Raw genomic sequence first — 19,473 nt, forward strand, 5'->3', positions numbered from 1 at the left:
CCTTAATGTTCAGTTCTTTGACTGATTAATTGATTTTGATTTAATTTTGAGTCTGCCGGCGTAAACAGCGTGGCATAGATAAACGAAAAAATTACCCCAAAAAGGACCGTTAACCCAAAACAATGTATTGCATAGGTATGGCTTAACGCCAATAAACCGAATCCCAACAACGTCGACATCATACAGAGAAATAATGCCATCCCGACCACATGCGGATGATCGTGCCCTTGACGGTAGAAAATGGCGTAATCCACACCAATCCCTAAGATGAGAAAAACCCCCATTACACTAAATAGATTAATCTCAACGCCCATCCATGCCTGTAATGCAAAAGTGCTCATCAACGCCAAAGTCACAGGCACCATCAAAGCGAACACCGATTTAATCCCATAGATCAGCATTAAACCGATCGCTAAGGCAATTAATGCATAGACAAAAAGATATTCAGCTTGGATACGATGGTCTTGAAATAAGCTCGATAAATTATGTACAGGACGAACCAGCTTATTCTGCTGATCTTGCAAAGCCTCTACGGCTGTTACATCTTTTATGCCTTGAATCAAAATCAATCTTTGCTGCGGATTAACCTGTAAAAATGCCAAAGGATGGGCAGCAAACTGATCTAAATTTAACAATGTTTGTTGAGACAATCTTGCTTGCCAACTCAGGACATCTTTCGGATCAAGTTGCATCGCGCTTGCATATTCCACCAGTACTGATTTTGGAATTTTCTGTAGCGCTTCAACGTTCTGCTGTTGCTGTTCGAGCGAAGGAATCGTTTGCCCGATTGCTTGAAATCCGTCAATTTTGCCCTGTTGTTTTAACTGAGAAAGCGCAAGGATTAAGTGTTGTTCTTGCCTTGCAAGGTCCTTTGCTGAATTTGCATAAATTGCAAAATAATCACTGCCCTGCGCTTGCCCAAAACGAGAACGGATATATTGATCTTCCTGCTTTAAATGTTGATCCATGCTTTGCAAATTACGCACATCATCATTACTTTTGATCAGCAGCAAACTTGATCCTGAAACCACAAAGATCAAAAAAATCAACAGATAACGCTTTGTTGCGTGCGCTAAAAAATAATTACGCCATGTGCCAATAAAGCTTAATCTGCGTATTGCTGGTTCAGCATTTAAGGCAGGTAAACGCGGTAGTAATAATAGACTGGTGATCCCTGCAGCAGTTAAGCCCACCATTGAAAATACGGCAATCTGCTTAAAGCCCGGAAAAGGGGTAAAACTTAAAAATAAATAAGCCAGCAATGTGGTTGAAAGCCCGATCAACAAACTGGGTAAAATCGGCTTTAATACGGCAAATCCATTGAGATGTCGTTGCTGTGATTGCATCGCCATAAAGTAAAAGGAAAAATCGACACATACCCCAATCAGACTTGCACCAAAAACCAAAGTCATCAGATGTATTTCGGAAAATATCCAGTGGGTTACCGCAAAAGCCACCATTGACCCTGTGGCAACTGCAATAAACTCGGTCAACATCGGGCGAATAGAGCGGAAACCAAACCAGACCAAAAGTAAGACACCGATACTCGAACCCACGCCGATTGTAGAAATTTCATTCTTTGCAGATTGGGTACCAAAATGCGAAAAAACAATTGTTCCAGTCCAGTGCGGTTTCACCCCGATCTTGCTCAATTGCTGATTAACATTAGTCACCCATTGGGCAGTTTGTTCTTGATACTCAATATCATAAGGACTTTTTAAAAGTTCTAAATTAAATAGTCGAGAATAGCCTTGCTCATCAGAAATTGTGGCAAAACCATCTTGTATTTCGATATTTGAATGCTGTTGCAGGCTTGCAAGCCCCATGGCATAACGTGGAAATAATAACAATGGATCTTGTTGAAGCAAGCTTTCAGTAATTGGCATGCCCGGACTCATGATTTGCATCAAACTTTGTTCAGTCAGTGCCGCATAATCCTGTTGTTTTAAGATTGCTTGATCTTGCGAACTAATTAAGCCTGCATGATGTGCATATAAAGTCTTGGCAAAATCTTCAGTATCAACTTGCGCTTTTAATGGCTTAAACAAATTCGACTGTTGGACATCAGCCCTTAATATCTGTGTTGCTTGATCAATTTGTTCAGATGATTTTGCATCAATCACCAAGAACACTTTATTGTTCAATTGCTCACTGACATAGTGTTCAGTTTGCTCAAGCTGTTTGTCCTGCTTTACTTTTGGCAGTAAAGCAAAAATATTGGTCTGGATGTGAATGCCTTTTTGCATCCATGTAAATCCCAGCCCGATCGCAATGATGACTAAAAATATCAACCAAATTGCAGTGAGTTTATTTTGCCAATTGGAAAAGTGCATTCTCAGACGCCGATAAAGTTTGAGGTTGAGCCGTCTGCTGACTAAAATTAATAATCGTCATATTATTGGCTTGTTCAGTAATCACAATACGATTGACATAACGTCCACCTTGCGCATTCACTTTGACAAACAATTTTTTAAACAACGCACTTTTCGGGGTTAATGTGACATCCCAAGCTGATGTTGTGTAATTGGCTGCAACCACATTAAAATTTTTGGCTAAGGCTGTTTCATCGCCTGCCATTAACTGTAAAAACATGGTCGCCACTGAACCATATTGACTGTTATCAATCTCAAGTTGACTCATAGTTCGCTGGGTTTTTTGTAGCAACTTCTTTGGAGTAACAATCAAATCTGCTTGAACAGGCTTTTGAATCTGCCAAATCACCCCTTGGCTTTTGGAAAATAAAACCTGCCCATTTGAGCTAAAAGTTTTATTTAACGAGGTGAGCTTTTTTTGCTGCTCAAAATGGGCGCGAACTACAGGTGTTTGGGAAAGCTGTTGAAAAATTTGCCCAACTTTAGAACTTTCCGCATAACTTGCCAATGGAAGTGCCGTCACAACCATAAACATCATACTGGTGATGATCAGTTTGATTTTATTTTTAAAATTCAACATTTTTCATGCCCCCTATTGGGTCTTAAATTCAGACCATGCATACAGGCGGTCTAAAAATATTTGTGGTGACTGAAAGCACATTTCTCGAGTTTCTATCTCAACTGCCACCTGACTGGTAAAACCTTTGGTGAGGCGTTTACCTGATTCTGCATCAAAAATCTGGTACTCGATTTTCAAACGGTTTTCCCATTCTTTTAAAGTCGCACGTACTCGGATATGCTGCCCAAAAATAATACCTTGCGCATAACGGACATAACTTTCAATCACTGGCCACGCATAACCTGAATCTTTCATTTGATTATAGTTATAGTCAAATTGATCCAGCAATTTGCAACGTGCAATTTCAAAATATTTTAGATAATGCCCATGCCAAACCACATTCATGATATCGACATCATGAAATGGAACATCAATAATGACATCAGCATACATCAGCGTTCTCCTGCTTGTGCTGCAACAGATTGCAGTTTAACAGGCTGAGATTTTCAAGATGATCGACAATCGCTTGCAGTTCTTTTTGCAATGGACGATCTTCTTCAACAAAATGAAATTCTTTCAGTACCCATTGTCTAAATAGACCCAACACTGGGCTTAATTGCAGTGCCAAACCTCTCAGTTCAATTGCTTGAACCGCAGCACAGCTCAATGCAGCAATCACTTGTTCAGTCAATAAAATCACCCGACTGGCATCACGTGCGGCAATCGTGCCCATACTGACTTTATCTTGATTATGGCATTCGGTTGAACGTGAAAAAATTGAAGCAGCAAGTGTTTGCTTAAGTGCTTCGGCAGTCCAAGCTGACACCCCTATCTGTACGGCTTTAAAGCCATGATTGAGTGGTAAGCGATCGGTTTTAGCACCAGTCAAATTACGTGGTAACCCATGATTCATTTTATGATCGACCAACTGTGCAAGCTGACGATCCATCAAATCAGCAATATTGGCAATCATAATTTTTAAGCTATCCATAGCCTGTGCAATATGTCCACCATAGAAATGTCCACCATGTAACACGCGTAAATTGATCGGATCAATTAAAGGATTATCATTACTTGAGTTCAATTCATTTTCAATAAATTGTCTAAGCCAAGTTTTAGAATCTTCAAAGATTCCAATAATATGTGGTGCACAACGCAGCGAATAACGATCTTGCAAACGTGGACTTTGATGCTCTGTTTGTACTTTATCGTTTAACCATTCCCGCAGTTGCTTGGCAATCTCCTGCTGACCTGCATGTGGTTTCTGAGCAAATAACACCTCATCAAAATGGCTTGGATTGCCCTCTAATGCCAACACATTTAATGCTGTAATTAAAGTACTTGCCAAACTAATCTGCTCAGCTTTTTTATAATTTAAACAGGCCATTGCGGTCATTACCGCAGTACCATTCATAATGGCAAGTCCCTCTTTGGGTCTGAGTGCCAAAGGCTGTATCGCATATTCAGCATAAACATCCGCGACTGCCACGATATTACCTTGATAGTAAACATCCCGTTCACCGACCAATGCTCCTGCAATATAGGACAATGGGGTTAAATCACCACTGGCGCCGACTGAACCTTCTGAAGGAATCACTGGAATAATATTTTCATTGAGCATCCAAACCAAACGCTCAAGTAAAGCATGTGATACCCCTGAATAGCCACGTGCCAAAGAGCATAATCGAGTTACCATCACAGCACGAGCAGTGATCAAGTCCAGATTTTGCCCTAAACCACAACCGTGAAAACGAGATAAATGCAAAGGCAATTCATTGACCTGATGTGCAGGCACTTCAACCAAACAAGAATCGCCATAACCTGTGGTTACCCCATAGATGACGCCTTCTTCTTGCAATAATTGATCGAGAAAATCAGCACCTCGTTGAATCAATGCCTGCCAACTTTCAGACTTAGGCAGCGCCACTTTGAGCTGTTGATTTGCGACAGCAACAACCTCTTCAATTGAAAGTGGTTTTTCTCCGATGACAAGTGTCTGCATTTTTATTTGTTCCAAAAATTATAAAAATTAAACCATTGATAAGGTGCATCTACGCAATGCTGTTCGACCAGTTGAACATAGCGTTGTATGACTTCAGCTATGGCTTGGTTGCGGGTTTGTCGCGGAAAATTAAGTTTTTGAGCGATTGAATGGATATGCACATGAAAGTTGTCTTGCTTGCGATAACAGAAAACCGCCAATATCGGCACTTTCAGCAAACTCGCTAAAATCCAAGGTCCTTGCGGCCAAGCGGACTCATCAGCTAAAAATTTAAGATTTTCGACACGTTGCGATTGAACTGGAACGCGATCTGCTGCCACGATGATCCACTCACCCTGATCCAGTTTCTCCTGCAAAAGAATCGCAGTATCAACGCCAAGTTCATCAACCGAAATCAGATGCACATCGGCTTTTTGATTGAGCTTTTTAAGAAATTCATTAAATTTACTGGCATGTTTTTGATAAACCAATACATTGATTTTTTGCTGATGATCAGATTTGATCGCACGTAGCAGTTCGATATTGCCAAAATGCGATACCACAATGATCGCACCTTTTTTATAATTTTCCCGAAAATGCGCATGCCCATGCAAGATCAGCTTTTCTTCTGCGACTTTTCCCAGCCAGCCTTCAATTTTATCCAAAATACACTCACCAAATGTCATCAAATGAATATACGAATGACTCATATTCGGTTGATGTGAAAATGGTGACTTTTCTTGAGCAAAATGATGCAACTTTTGTAAATAAAGTAATGAAGCCTGACGCGCTGTACGAGAAAAGATCCAGTACCACATGATGATGAAATACAGCACCAGCTTACACAAAAAACGCCCACCAAAACTATAAAAGCAAAGCATTAACATCAAAGGTAACATTCCACCCTTTTCTTTAAGCTCACTCCATCGTTTTGTATGTGATTCAGTCATGTGCTGAACCTTTGGTTTTTTGTGCCAACAGTTTAGGTAAGCGAATCAACATGCCTGCAAAAAGTCGCGCATGTGCTTTACTGAGTCCTAAATTATCTTTCCACAAATTAAAATGTGAAATACCTTGTTCTGGATAAATCACAGCAGTAGGTACGTTGATAAACTGAACTTGTTCCCACTTTAGACGCACTAAAATTTCACTGTCAAAACCCATGCGTGGTTGAAATTTTGCTCGATTGAGGATTTGAATGGTTTGATCAAGTGGATAAATACGAAAACCGCACATACTATCTTTGATTTCAAGTGACAGACTATTAATCCAAACCCAGACATGGGTGACATAACGACCATACAAACGCTTTTTAGGCACCGTTTCATCAAAGATCGGCTGTCCCAAAATCATTGCTTGAGGATGTTGTGCTGAGATGGTGATAAATTTTTCAATATCCTGCCAATCGTGCTGCCCATCTGCATCAATTTGTAAAACATGTGTCCAGCCGAGATCTTGTGCTTGATATAAACCTGTCATCACGGCCTGACCTTTGCCTTGATTGGTCGCATGCTCAACCAGATATACATTTTTATGCTGCTGCGCCAATTCTTGCAACAAGGTCGAACATTCAATATCACTACCATCATTGACCAAAACCACTGGCAAACCATAAGGGTGAATATAGTCCAGTAATGCTTTGATATAATGCGGATGGTTATACACAGGAATCACAAAACCCAATCGATATTGCTGCATCATCTATCTCCTAAGCGTTAACCGTAGTAGCAAAAACCAAACGTCCTGATGCTAAAGACTGTTCAGCCTGCTGCAATTGAAAACTGATTTTATCTACTTTACGCTCAAGTTTAAGCAAAACCACGGCATGCGGTTGGATCAATTCCTGAAACTTAATTTGTTCTAATGCTGTACACCAATCTAGATCAGCCCAGATCTCTTTAGCGAACTTTTGAATAAAAGCAATTTGCCCAACACCAGGATAAATCGGTTGACCAGGAAAATGCCCATTAAAAGCAGTCAGTTCAGGAATAAATTCTAATTTAAATTCTGCGCTATTGGCATCAATATGCGATGCTAAAACCACGGGTAAATTTAAGTTTTCAAATAATGATTTCATATAATTTTTATTGAGCTTTGATTGGGAGTTTTTCGGTAATTGGCTTAAAAAACGCCACTGCCTCGGTATCGCAATATATTCCAATTTATCTGCAAGTTGTTGTTTTATTTTTGCGACAAATGCACGCTTATGACTGTGTTTAAGTTCTAATTGAGCTTGTTCAGACAATACCGCCACACATGCCAAAATTTGTCGATGATCCTTTTCAAAGATCAATGTATGACATTCACTGACTTCTAGCAATTCAACAATACCACTTTCAATAGAATCAAGACTTAAACGCTTTTCTTCAAGCTTAACAATACGGTCTAAGCGACCTTGAAGCTGAAACTGAATTTTTCGATCATCAGGCACAGACACTTCGACTTTATCAGCAGTATAGATCCAATCATTGATATACGCATGTTGAGTCAAGACACCCAGTTCACCTGCATCTGTAACGCTAATTTCGACATCTGCAAACGGCGTCCAAAGCGCCTCATCTTGTGTGCGATAGGCAATGCCACCCGTTTCGGAACTACCAAAAATTTCGGTGATACTGGCATTGAGCAGTGGACGTACTCCAGCATCTAATTTACCACCTGAAGAATAAACCACTGAATGCTGTTCAAGTAATACATCAGAGGTCCAACGTTTTAAAAGTGCTGGGCTGGAAACCACATAATGATTTGAACCAAAGTGATCGTGACTTAAATGCTGTAACTTTTTTTGTGCTTCAACCACATCTTCAGGAAATGCCAATTGCGGATTATAAAAAGCTCTGCCACTGGCAAGTGGCCAAAGTAATTTAAACAATAGACCATAAATATGTTGATGACTGACTGTAGCAAGCGCCAGTGCATTTTCTGCTAGATCAAAACTTTGATCTAAACCTTGTACTTCATTAAGCAGCTGTTTTAGGGTGCGTGGAATCTTTTTAGGTTGTCCTGTAGAACCCGAAGTATAAAAAAACACTGCAGCACGATTTAAAAATGCATCCTTTAGATCAATGTGATGAGTATCTTCAACCACAGGATTAATCTGTTTATATTGTCGTTCAATAAAATAAATATTCTGAGCTGCTAAGCTTTTTTCCAAATCACGCACACGATTTGGCGGGAGAATCACCTGTTTATCCGCCAGCAAAACTGCAAAAAATAACACTAAAAAATCATAACTGTCATTTTGCCACAAGGCCCATGCACTTTCAGTGGATTGTTCAATGTGTGTTTTTTCACTCAACACTTCCTGCCAAAATTGGGAAAATGTTTTGACACTAAAATCAGAGGTGATACACAAACATTTTTCAGCATGAATGTGGCTTTGAAAATGACACAACATAAGCGTTTATTTTAACTCGTATGATTTTTAGCTTGATGAATTTTTCGCAGTACAAATTCACCTGCAAATAACAAACCCATCAAAAGATAAGAAATAAAACCATTATAAAGTACCCACATTTGGGTACTGCTAAATAACACTGTATAAAGCGCAATACAGGCATTTAAAATAAAAAAGCCACACCAAACAATCGTAACATTTTTGGTCCAGATCACCCCAGACTCGGGTAAATCAGGTTCAACCAAACGTGCAAAACGCTCAATCATTGAGGGTGGTTTGATTAAGGTGGTCGCAAAAATTATCAACGCGCCCACACTCATCAATACTGGATACAGCTTTAACCAAGCATGATCTTTTAAAATCAAACTCAGCCCACCACAAATAATGGCAAACCAAGTTAATGGCCACATAAGATCGCTTTTTTTAAAAAATAAGCGTGATCCACCGAGCAGAACCAACAAAGCACTCACCCAAATAAAATGACCATGCGCTAGGCTGTAGCCCACGATAAATGGGTAAAGTAGAAATAAGACGGTGACTCCACTGCGGATCAAATGATTCATTCTGCAGACATATTTTGAATCACAACCACAACATCTTGCACTGTTCTGACATTTTTAAAATCTTCAGGTTTAACTTGCTTACCGGTTAATTCTTTAATTTTAACAACTAAATCAATAGCGTCGATGCTATCAACATCCAGATCAGAATACAGGTTTGACTCAAGCTGAATATCAGCAGGTTCAATTTCAAATAGTTCTTCCATCCACTCACGTAGATTTGTTAAGACGATTTCTTCAGATAACATAACGACCTCTTAAGCAGCGCGTTGCGCTTCAACCAAGTCCACTAAACTTTGCACAGAGGCGAAATGTTGCTTGGTTTCCTGTGATTCAGCATTTAAATGAATGTTATAGCGTTTTTTCAAAGCTAAACCTAATTCTAGGGCATCAATAGAATCCAGCCCTAATCCATCACCAAAGAGTGGTGCATTGGTATCAATATCTTCAATTGAAATATCTTCCAAAGCCAGCACATCAATGATCATTTCTTTTAACTCATCAGCAAGATTGCTCATTTGTAGATAACTCTTGTTTAATTAACGCTTGATTAAATAAGTTGTGCAAAAAATGATTGAGCTGTTTCACCTGTTTTGAGTTAACAGCAGCATCATCCAATATATCGTGTACATGTACCGCATCTAACACTTTAATCTGAATGTGAAATGGTTCATTTGGAATGTGATACCACTTTTCATTTTTGGTCAGTGTCGAGGGCGTGCATTCTATCAAAATCGGACGAATTGGAACATTCGCTCGAATCGCAATATTTGATGCACCGCGTTGGAACTCATTCAGTGATGCACCTTTTTCTGTTCGTGTCCCTTCTGGAAATATCAATAATGAGGCTGCATCTTTTTCTTGGAGTTTTTTAACGCAGTCCAAAATAAATTGCTCAGATCCCTCATTTAAAATATAACCTGCACTACGTACTGGCCCCAATGTAAATGGATTGCGCCAAAGTGCTTTTTTTACAATACAGTTGGCCTTTTCCATTAAGCCAATCAAAATCACCACATCAATCAAGGTTGGATGATTTGCAATGACTAACTCTTGACGGCTATGGGCCAGCTTTTCCAAGCCTTCGACCTCATAGGTCATGATGCCCAATTTAACCATCATTTCAGTAAAGCCTTTAAAGCTATATTTAATGGCTTTTTGCGCGCGATCTTGTCTTTTTCTTGTATCAAATGTGCTCACTTTCACCAATGGTGCAACCACACCACCAATCACAATTCCGCCCAAGCCAAAACTTGCAAAACTAAAACCTGTAGCGCCAACACGCCAAGCGTAATTTAACTTTTTCTTTACTTTATTGATATTTAGCATTTGACCCAAGCACCCTTTTCTATCAGGTTTTGATTGTGCCAAAACGCATTAAAATTTTGAGCTTCTAAATATTTGCTTTGTTGCGGTTGCAGATTTTCTACATCGATTTTTAAATTGGCATTTTCTAAACTGACCACTCCAGCCAATGAAAAAGCTTTAAAATTCTGATACTCATCGTATATTTCAGGCAATGCTTGATCATAATAAATCACCAAGGCATTTTTAGCATTGTGGTGGGTTTTTAAATAAGCATAAGCTTCTACTAAAGCTTCAGACCATGACGCAGCCAAACTGGTCGCGAGCGTATCATCTTGACAAAATATAGAATACAAACCTGAAACTGCATTATGTACAGAGGTTGAAAAAAGTGTCGGAGATGGGGTCTGGTCTGAAAGGACGTCTTGTAAAATTTTAAGTGTTTTTTCTTCGTCGCCATATTGTGAGCTCCAAACAATATAGTCGACCCGAATCCCCTGCAAACTTTGAATTGCACTATTTAGTGCAATTTTAGCAATACTTGATAACCGTCTACGTTGCATCGCAGGAATTTTTTCAAGTGCTAAAAATGTATCACCATCTTCGCTCAAAGTGAGCCTAGAAATATTTAATTGAAGCATGTTTTATTCATCAACATCAGCTAATTTAATTGGCTTAAAAAGCCTTCTTTAGACAAATTATAACATTTGAATAACAATAAATACAAAAAATACAATTGAACTTTGTCTAATAATTAGTTTCTTAATTAAAAGATCCTCTTGCAACACTATTTTTACTGCAACAGTTTATTCAATCCCATTTCATCAAGTGGCGTATTATACTTATAAAACGTATTTTGAAAGCTTGTTTACTGTTAATTATCGCTAAGTAATGCTATTTTTTAATGTGACTGTGTTGATGACATACTCAGGGTTTTATACAAAATGTTAATTCGAAATAACACAGTATTTTGAACAGTCGATTGCTCTCTAAACAACATATCTTTGCTACAACAAACCTAAGCCTTGAGCACAGCTATTTATACAACTCTAGATTGTAATTTTCCTGTAATTGCTAATTTTAAATCACAATCAATATTTTAAGCTGAACATTAGATATCTTTCATAAATCAAAAAATGATCATGTGGAGTGAATCAATTGGTATTGAAAGTTCCTTCTCCCTCTGGGAGAAGGCTAGGATGAGGGGGGATTTTATGTTGATCCATGGTTTTAAAAAGGACTTATGAAACAACTTTATTGCTTGGCATTCCTTTGCCATTGCTGATTGATTGCTACACGTCATGATCAGCCAAACATACATCTAACAGATCAGCCTGCTGCACTTTCCGCAACCCATTGTGAAAATTTACTTGGAACACCTTTGGTATTTTCATCAAAGCCAAAGAATTTAACACCATCTTCAGTATCTGAATAAGCCGCCATGACTTTACCTGTTTTGGTATTGATCGCAATGACAGCCTTACTTGCACCCGCCCCACGTGGGTCATAACCACTGCCTACCAGCCAATCACCCTGACGCTGCATTGCACTGGATACCACTAAAGCTGAAGTGAGATTTGCATATGATTTGCCAACTAATTGCTGAAAACGGGCTTTCCACGGTGCTGCCTGTATAACGTCATGCGGGTGTTTACCATCTGGTTTCGCCATACCCGTTGTTGGAACAGGACGTGTACCGCACTTGCTTTTGATTTCTGACTCATAGCCGATATTACCAACTTCTTGCACATCGATAGTACGCCCAACCTTATCGGCACAGTCAGCCCACTGTTGTGGTGTTTTTGCCTGTGCAACAATTGGCGTAATCAGCATGCCCGCCAGTAAGAAACTAACAATTTTCATGATTTATTTCCTTTAAACTTTAAATATGTATTTAATTTAACATCGCGATAACAATGCGCTTTAATAACCTGAGCTTTTAGCCAGTTTAGGGGTATCGGCTTTTTGAACTGATACCAATTTTGCCAGATCAGTACCATCACTTTCGCCCTTATAAACCGCATATTCTCCAACCGTTACAGTTGCATGTCCCGTATAGCCAATATAGCCTTCCTTGGGTCTTTTATTGAGTTTTAATGCCTGAGCTGCCTGTTGAGTATCATTGAAACAAAACCAGCGTGAACGGCGATCATCCGGCTTACGCGGTATCAACTGATCTGAAGGCGCACTGGGATGAAAACAGATAACATCACCTGCCACTTCATCATCAAAATAATATGAATATTCTCCATTTACTGTAATTTGACCACGATATTGATCAAATTCCTGTGTGCTTTTTTGCAGTTTCAAGGCATCTGCATGTGCAAACAAGGGCAAAGCTAAAATACTGCCCAGTAAAAAATTAACCGCTTTCATCATTTTTATCCTTTAAAAAGATCCGATCTTTTATTTAAATATATTTTACTTCAAATACTTATCTCGGGTTTATCACAATAGGAGATGTGACTTAAAGCAGAACCCTATGTATTACCACCAATAAAATATACTGGCGCCCGGCTCGTAATAAGTACTACATGCTGAGTAAACCACTTTACACTCTTGCTTGTTTTTACTTTGACATTCATAAGCAGCTAATGCTTTGGCGCCTGCGGGCGTACGATCAATTCTAATCACAGACTCTTGACCACCTTGAGTCGGATCAGCCAAGGCAACACATTTATTGTTATAGGTAAAGATGACTTCACAATTTTTACCTCCCTTTTTTTGGCAATTTTCCAAGGCTACTTTTTTAGCCCCACGTTCGGTTAGTGTCGCTTGGGCATAACCTGTAGGTCGAGAAGGTGCTGCCTTATCTTCAGCAATCGCGCCCCAACGTTTTTCCCAAAGTGAGGGTTCCCATTTATATGTGCCACCACCGCCACTACCATTACTACCGCCACTTGGAATCGGTGCACACCCTTGCAGGCCTTGCCCACCAATTGGATAATAACCAGGAGGACAATTGCCCTCTGCGGCCACATGGCCTGACCACATCAAAACAACAAACGCCAGCACAAGCGTGTTTGCAATCCCCATGAATTGTTTAAAATAGTGTTGCTCTGTGATCGTGAATGTTTTAAACATAATAAAAGCCCTCATGGCCAATAATCATTAACAAATTGAATGATTACTATCCAAAATAACAAAAAATATATGATCAATTTTCTGATTGATGGAATGTTAATATTTTATCTAACGTTCAAACTTAGATTAAAACTTCTACAACTTTTTTCTGCAAGTCATTTTTATTCATTAAATTTTCTCTAAGCATTCCCATTAAGATTAAATGCAGAGCAGCTAAACACAAACAATTAAATCATGTGAAAAATCAATACAAAAACATGTTTTAAAACAGCAAAATACAGATAAACTTAACCACATCATCCTTAATTAAATCGCCAGTAAACATGCAACACGATATGATGACCCGCCGAAGTTGTGAAAACAATTCAACTGAAGCATTCCATGTATTGGCTAAAAGCAGACTGACCGATTTGAATAAAGCGATAAAACAAAAATCGTAATGTATTTACATAGCAAGGAATAAAATGAAACTGACAAGGATATGTACTTTACTGATATTGCCCATCGTATTAACAGCATGCCAATCCAGCACGGTAAATAAGCTGATAAGAGATCTGCCCTCTCCTGATGGACGTTTTCATGTGGAAGTTCTTCAGTGCCGAGCCAATGATGTAATGTTTGGTGGCGCAACCCAAGTTCAGATTTCAGTTCTGAAAAAAGGTGAAACTGAAAAATGTCGTTCATTTATTCATGCTTTGGCGCAATTCGATGTAAGAACCATCGACTTTGGCGCAAAGGATAATGCTTTGCATATAGCGTGGCTGTCAGACACTGAACTTAGTGCGTGGCATCGTAGTTTTGCAACATCTCAAGGCAAGAATTATATAGGGCCGGATGTACAGCAAAGTCAGGCTAACTCTCCAATTAAAGTGATTTTCTCGCCTTTGGCTGCGCAAATTGGAATACCATCTCAAATAAAAAAATAAAGCGCTATACACAATCAACCGTTGTATAAATCGTCTAGTTTTGATTGCTATTGTTATGCAGCAGAAGCTTATAGGGCAAGTCTGGCTTCCGAGCTCGTTTTGTGATCTAGTTATAATCATCTTTTAACAATCGAACTGCCGATAACGACCTATACACGATGATCCAACCACAATAGTCAAAGCAGTTTAAATTTTCATACTTAAACTCAATCAGTGAAGCTTGATTGTATGTAGTAACTGCTTTTTATGATTAACTGTGAATTTTATGAAATATGTCACTTTTAAGTGCTTTACCTCTTAGCGAGTAATTAATCATATTCTCAAAAAACTGAACTCCTCGGCTTTTAATCACTGCTTCAAGCATCCGTCATATCACATCATCCCAAATCTAAGCTATAAGCACCCTAAAGCACATATACAATAAGAACAGTCCGTCACAAATACTTTTACCATCTTATTTTAACCATATATATAATTGATATTAAATAAAATTCAACTTACATAAAATATTATACCTACCCATTCAATGAGCATTTTTGATCAAAAAACCGTACTCACTTATATCAATAATAAGCAACAACACTGTACACAGCACATCTAAACCAAGCCCTCAGATTAATCATATTAATTCATATACTTTTCATAAAAAATGATAAGGGCGCCAAATACAAATTAATTATGCACAAAATACAAAGTTATCTATTGTGATGTACGTCACTATAACCATGCATTTATTTAAGTACATTACTATTTTATTAAACAGTGCGACTAAGTGTAATTTATTGAAATCATAAAAAATGATTTTAAATAAATATTAAAAATCAACCTTCTAAAATGAATGGGTTTTACTATGAAATTAGCTCTATTAAGTACTGCAACTTTATCTGCTTTAACGCTTTCTGTTTCAGCTTTCGCTGCTGATCCTGTAACTGTTAACGGTGGAACAGTACATTTTACTGGTGAAATCGTAAATGCAGCATGTGCTGTAAGTACAGAATCTTCAAATCAAACTGTTGATTTAGGTCAATACCGTACTGCACGTTTAGCTGTTGCTGGCGATAAAACAACTCCAGTACCGTTCCAAATCAAACTTGTTGACTGTGATCCAACAGTTCAAGCAACTGCTGCTGTTGCATTTTATGGTCAGTCTGTAACGTCTAATGCAAACTTACTTTCAGTTGCTGCTGGTGGTACAAACTCTACTGCTGCAACAAATGTAGGGATTGAGATTGCTGATGACACTTCAAAAATCTTAGGTGTTACTGGTGCTAGTTTCTCTACACCTAAAACATTGATCACTGGTGATAACACACTTCAATTCAGCGCTCGTTATGTTGCGACTGGTGCATCTACACCAGGTCAAGCAAATGCTGATGCAACTTTTGTAGTGAAATATGAATAATTTATCTACTTAAGATAATTATTAAATATTTGATTACATGAGCTTATTTACCATGAAAAAGTATATAACCCTGATTGTTGGAATATTAGTAAGTACTCATATTTACGCAGAAAGTTATGTATTTGGTGGAAGAGCTCATTTTCAGGGAGTTTTGATAAATCAAAGCTGCTCAATCTTGATTGAGAATAATGCTGCTGTATCTATTAAAACTCCCAATTCTCCAATTCAAATCAATTTTTCATTATGCCCTGTAAGCATCTACGACAATCTCGCCATTGGTCTATCTGAACAAAATAAACCAACCCATGAGATGTTTTATACAGATCCAAAAGCAAGAAATGATTTTGATATTAATAAAGAATTAAACATTCAAGATTTTGAACAGCCCCGTCTGGATCAGAAATTTATTCGACAAATTGATCGACCTGAACGTTATGACAGTTTCGCTAAAAATAGGATTGGTATTCTCCTCAACCAAACCTCAGAAAAGCCATCCGCTCAAGCATCGAATATTTTAATTTCTGTTTTTTATCCATAAATGAATTCTAAGGACTTATATGAAACTGAACTTATTTAAAAATGGTGTTCTTAGTATAACCTTAGCCTGCTTAGCATCCACCAGCTTAGCCAATAACAATATTATTGGGGGTATATCACTTGGGGCAACTCGTGTTATTTACCCAACCGATGCCAAGCAAGTTTCATTAGCGATTGTCAACAGCAACAATAAAGAACGCTTTTTAATTAACTCGTGGATTGAAAATAATCTAGATGAAAAATCAAAAGATTTTCTGATTACTCCTCCCTTATTTGTCGCAGAAGCAAATAGCGAAAATACATTAAGAATTGTCAATGTTGCTACCAACTTACCCCAAGATAGAGAGTCGGTATTTTGGGTCAATGTCAAAGCAATTCCTTCGATTGATAAATCGACTTTGATTGACAAGAATATTTTACAACTTGCTGTTTTATCTCGAATCAAACTGTTTGTAAGACCGATAAATCTAAAAACTAAACCTGAAGCCGCATTAGAAACACTTAAGTTTTCAAAATCAGCAGAAGGAATCATGGTGAATAATCCATCTCCATATCATGTTTCTTTTGTGAACGTTTTTGTTGATAACCAAAAAGTGCCAAATGTGATGGCAAGTCCATTTGCCCAAACAAAAATTTCAGCGACTTCAGGCAATAAGCTGAGTTATCAAACGGTCAATGATTACGGTGGTTTAACGGCTAAAGTTGATTTAGAACTGAAGTAATAATTATGAATAGTCTATTTTCAATGCCATACAGTGTTGTATGCGTAAGGAGAAATATCAAGCGATATCCAGTGGGTATCGCAGTGACTATGCTGATTTCAATCGTAGTCCCAAGAACCTGTCATGCAGAACAGGTTTTTAACCCTGCATTTTTAACAGATAACTTATCCAATTCACAAATTTCTGATTTGAGCAGATTTGAGAAATCGACCCATCAATTGCCTGGTGTTTACCGGGTTGATGTGTATGTCAACGATCAATATGCGTTTACCCGCGACATCAATTTTATTGAAAAATCAGGCATTCAAGATACGACTGGTTTATTTCCGTGTTTAGATAGCAAAACATTGCAAGGATTTGGAGTCAATATTGCCCAATACGAGCAATTGTCTAGCTCAAACCCACAATGTGTGGATTTTATTTCAATTATTGAAGGTGCAAACAGCCACTTTCAATTTGATAAACAAAAATTATTGATCAGTTTGCCGCAAGCTTCTTTACGCAACCAAATTCGCGGCTATATTCCACCCGATCAATGGGATGAAGGGATCAACGGCTTTTATACCAACTATATTATTTCGGGTTATGACAACTCTAAAACAGATACCAACAGTTTATTTTTACGTCTGGATAATGGACTCAATATTGGCTCATGGCAGTTCCGACATTCAGGCAGTTTTAACGCCAATTCACACAACGGTAAAACCACAAATCAATGGAATAATTTAAATACCTATGTACAAAAAACCATTATTCCTTTAAAAAGCCAGCTGGTAATTGGTGACGGTTCAACAAGTAGCGAAATTTTTGACAGCTTTGGTTTCCGTGGCGCACATTTGTCGACTTCTGAGGCAATGTATCCTGACAGTCAGCAAGGCTATGCGCCTACAGTTCGTGGGGTTGCAAAAACCAATGCAAAAGTGGTGATTAAACAAAATGGTTTTGTGATCCATCAGGTAAATGTCGCACCCGGACCATTCCTTATCCAAGATTTAAATCCAACCTCAATCAGCGGTGACCTTTTGGTTACGATTGAAGAAAATGACGGTTCGATTCAAAGCTTTCAAGTGCCCTATTCAAGCCTTCCTGTTTTACAACGTGAAGGACGCACAAAATACAGTCTGGTGATTGGTGAGTACCGTAGTGGATTGGATTCTCAAGATAATCCATCATTGTTACAGGCAACTGCAATTCACGGTTTAAAAAATGGTATTTCCGTTTATGCTGGGACGCAATTGTCAGATAAATATAAGAGTGCATTGGTGGGTCTAGGTGCCAACCTAGGAGATTATGGGGCTTTGTCTTTTGACCTTACCCATGCGGACAGTGAGTTGGCAGATCAATCCTCGAGCAGTGGACAGTCTTTGCGCTTTTTATATTCAAAATCATTATTAAGCTCTGGAACAACCTTCCAGTTATTGGGCTATCGATATTCGACCAAGGGTTTTTATACCTTAAATGATGTTGCTTATAATCGTATGAGTGGTTATCACGTTTCCGAAACTCAAGACGGAAATCAAGCCAATACCCCGATCATTACAGATTACTACAACTTATATAATTCTAAAAAAGGTCGCTTTGAAGTCAATATCTCGCATTCACTTGGAAACTATGGTTCTTTATTTGTCTCCGGCAATCAGCAAACCTATTGGGATACCAACAAAAAAAATGAATGGGTTCAAGCGGGTTATGCAAACTCATGGAAAGCACTGAATTATTCATTCTCAGTCAGTCGTAACAAATATTCTGAGATTAATCAAAGTGACACCATGTATGCCATGAATCTGTCCTTCCCATTGGACAAGCTATGGCCGAAAGCGAATTTCCGCAATCATCCAATCCAAAATGCATATAGCACTTTTTCGACCACACAAAATTCAAACGGTAATGAGTCCTATATGGCAGGTTTAAGTGGCACTTTACTGAAAGATCGTAATTTAAGTTATAGCATCAATCAGGGACAAGTCAGTAAGCAAGGTGATATTGGTTCAGTCAGCCTAAATTACAATGGTAGTTACGGTACGGTAGGTGCAGGTTATAGCTACGAAAAGAACTCAAATCAATTTACCTATAACGCATCTGGCGGTATTTTAGCGCACCGTGATGGTATTACCTTTGGTCAGCCTTTAGGTAGCACCTCAATTTTGGTTAAAGCACCCGGCGCCAAAGGTGTAAATATCGAAAACTATACTGGCGTTAAAACCGATTGGCGTGGATATGCCATCGTTCCTTATGCCACTGAGTATCGTGCCAATCGTGTTGCACTCAATTCAAATACTTTCAGTAATAATCTCGAAATCAGCAATAACGTTGAAAATGTCGTCCCAATCAAAGGGGCAATTGCCAGAGCAACGTTTAACACCAGTTTAGGTGTACGAGCACTCATCACCTTATCCCATAACGGCAAGTTTATACCGTATGCAAGTAGTGTGATCGAAAAGGAAAGTTCAGCCACCAGCATCGTTGCAGACGATGGCCGGGTTTATTTAACTGGGCTTCCGCTCAAAGGTACCCTGGAAGTGAATTGGGGCGAATCTGCTGAAGGAAAATGTTTGGCAAACTACGATATTTCAGACATGGACCTCAGCAAACCCGTTATTCAATTTGATCTTGAATGTCAATAAGGAG

General features: G+C 38.6%; 20 protein-coding genes. 5 read left to right on the top strand and 15 right to left on the bottom strand.

The window, feature by feature from the left end:
• Positions 1-2: 2 nt before the first annotated feature.
• The 15 genes from FY049_RS14230 to FY049_RS14300 form a co-directional block, all read right to left on the bottom strand.
• A complete protein-coding gene (locus tag FY049_RS14230; protein WP_446083898.1) occupies positions 3-2,333 on the bottom strand; it encodes an MMPL family transporter in 2,331 nt (776 codons plus the stop codon).
• Positions 2,308-2,907 (bottom strand): LolA family protein, encoded by a 600-nt coding sequence (locus FY049_RS14235; protein ID WP_224965504.1) that lies wholly within the window; start codon positions 2,905-2,907, stop codon positions 2,308-2,310. Before FY049_RS14235 ends, FY049_RS14230 begins: the two co-directional genes overlap by 26 nt.
• A gap of 57 nt (positions 2,908-2,964) precedes the next feature.
• Positions 2,965-3,384: an acyl-CoA thioesterase gene (locus FY049_RS14240; RefSeq protein WP_004722192.1), complete on the bottom strand. Its 420-nt coding sequence runs from the start codon at positions 3,382-3,384 to the stop codon at positions 2,965-2,967.
• Positions 3,374-4,933, bottom strand: coding sequence for an HAL/PAL/TAL family ammonia-lyase (locus FY049_RS14245; protein WP_446083899.1), 1,560 nt, complete (start codon positions 4,931-4,933; stop codon positions 3,374-3,376). Before FY049_RS14245 ends, FY049_RS14240 begins: the two co-directional genes overlap by 11 nt.
• A gap of 2 nt (positions 4,934-4,935) precedes the next feature.
• The gene (locus tag FY049_RS14250) at positions 4,936-5,862 is read right to left on the bottom strand and encodes an LpxL/LpxP family acyltransferase (protein ID WP_446083900.1); all 927 of its coding nucleotides are present in this window, start codon (positions 5,860-5,862) and stop codon (positions 4,936-4,938) included.
• Positions 5,855-6,610, bottom strand: a complete 756-nt coding sequence (locus FY049_RS14255; protein ID WP_056516366.1) for a glycosyltransferase family 2 protein — start codon at positions 6,608-6,610, stop codon at positions 5,855-5,857. Before FY049_RS14255 ends, FY049_RS14250 begins: the two co-directional genes overlap by 8 nt.
• Positions 6,611-6,620: 10 nt before the next feature.
• Positions 6,621-8,309, bottom strand: a complete 1,689-nt coding sequence (locus FY049_RS14260) for an AMP-binding protein (RefSeq protein ID WP_446083901.1) — start codon at positions 8,307-8,309, stop codon at positions 6,621-6,623.
• Between the two features lie 11 nt (positions 8,310-8,320).
• Positions 8,321-8,872, bottom strand: coding sequence for a septation protein IspZ (locus FY049_RS14265; RefSeq protein WP_446083902.1), 552 nt, complete (start codon positions 8,870-8,872; stop codon positions 8,321-8,323).
• Positions 8,869-9,117, bottom strand: a complete 249-nt coding sequence (locus tag FY049_RS14270) for an acyl carrier protein (protein ID WP_004819854.1) — start codon at positions 9,115-9,117, stop codon at positions 8,869-8,871. Before FY049_RS14270 ends, FY049_RS14265 begins: the two co-directional genes overlap by 4 nt.
• A gap of 9 nt (positions 9,118-9,126) precedes the next feature.
• Positions 9,127-9,387 carry a phosphopantetheine-binding protein gene (locus FY049_RS14275; RefSeq protein ID WP_004819853.1) on the bottom strand — a complete coding sequence of 87 codons (261 nt, stop codon included), beginning with the start codon at positions 9,385-9,387 and terminating at the stop codon, positions 9,127-9,129.
• Complete coding sequence (locus FY049_RS14280) at positions 9,371-10,198, bottom strand: lysophospholipid acyltransferase family protein (RefSeq protein WP_262782021.1); 828 nt, start codon at positions 10,196-10,198, stop codon at positions 9,371-9,373. The genes FY049_RS14275 and FY049_RS14280 overlap by 17 nt, the downstream gene beginning before the upstream one ends.
• A complete protein-coding gene (locus tag FY049_RS14285; protein WP_446083903.1) occupies positions 10,192-10,815 on the bottom strand; it encodes a beta-ketoacyl synthase chain length factor in 624 nt (207 codons plus the stop codon). Before FY049_RS14285 ends, FY049_RS14280 begins: the two co-directional genes overlap by 7 nt.
• A gap of 688 nt (positions 10,816-11,503) precedes the next feature.
• Entirely contained in the window at positions 11,504-12,037 is a 534-nt protein-coding gene (locus FY049_RS14290) for a hypothetical protein (RefSeq protein ID WP_446083904.1), read from the bottom strand.
• Between the two features lie 60 nt (positions 12,038-12,097).
• On the bottom strand, positions 12,098-12,550 hold the full coding sequence (locus FY049_RS14295) for a hypothetical protein (protein ID WP_446083905.1): 453 nt from the start codon (positions 12,548-12,550) through the stop codon (positions 12,098-12,100).
• A 111-nt stretch (positions 12,551-12,661) separates the two neighbouring features.
• Complete coding sequence (locus FY049_RS14300) at positions 12,662-13,258, bottom strand: DUF4189 domain-containing protein (protein WP_446083906.1); 597 nt, start codon at positions 13,256-13,258, stop codon at positions 12,662-12,664.
• A 464-nt stretch (positions 13,259-13,722) separates the two neighbouring features.
• On the opposite strand from FY049_RS14300, the gene FY049_RS14305 reads away from it, so the two are divergent.
• The 5 genes from FY049_RS14305 to fimD all read left to right on the top strand — a co-directional run bounded on the left by FY049_RS14305 (position 13,723) and on the right by fimD (position 19,469).
• Positions 13,723-14,184: a hypothetical protein gene (locus FY049_RS14305; protein ID WP_056516384.1), complete on the top strand. Its 462-nt coding sequence runs from the start codon at positions 13,723-13,725 to the stop codon at positions 14,182-14,184.
• A gap of 850 nt (positions 14,185-15,034) precedes the next feature.
• Complete coding sequence (gene fimA / locus FY049_RS14310) at positions 15,035-15,586, top strand: type 1 fimbrial major subunit FimA (RefSeq protein WP_016539504.1); 552 nt, start codon at positions 15,035-15,037, stop codon at positions 15,584-15,586.
• Positions 15,587-15,638: 52 nt separating this feature from the next.
• Positions 15,639-16,124 carry a hypothetical protein gene (locus tag FY049_RS14315; RefSeq protein ID WP_056516387.1) on the top strand — a complete coding sequence of 162 codons (486 nt, stop codon included), beginning with the start codon at positions 15,639-15,641 and terminating at the stop codon, positions 16,122-16,124.
• A 19-nt stretch (positions 16,125-16,143) separates the two neighbouring features.
• Positions 16,144-16,845, top strand: a complete 702-nt coding sequence (locus FY049_RS14320) for a fimbria/pilus periplasmic chaperone (protein ID WP_004722216.1) — start codon at positions 16,144-16,146, stop codon at positions 16,843-16,845.
• A 5-nt stretch (positions 16,846-16,850) separates the two neighbouring features.
• Entirely contained in the window at positions 16,851-19,469 is a 2,619-nt protein-coding gene (gene fimD / locus FY049_RS14325) for an outer membrane usher protein FimD (protein ID WP_446083907.1), read from the top strand.
• The last annotated feature ends 4 nt before the right edge of the window (positions 19,470-19,473 follow it).

The sequence above is a fragment of the Acinetobacter sp. 1125_18A genome, from assembly GCF_052824985.1.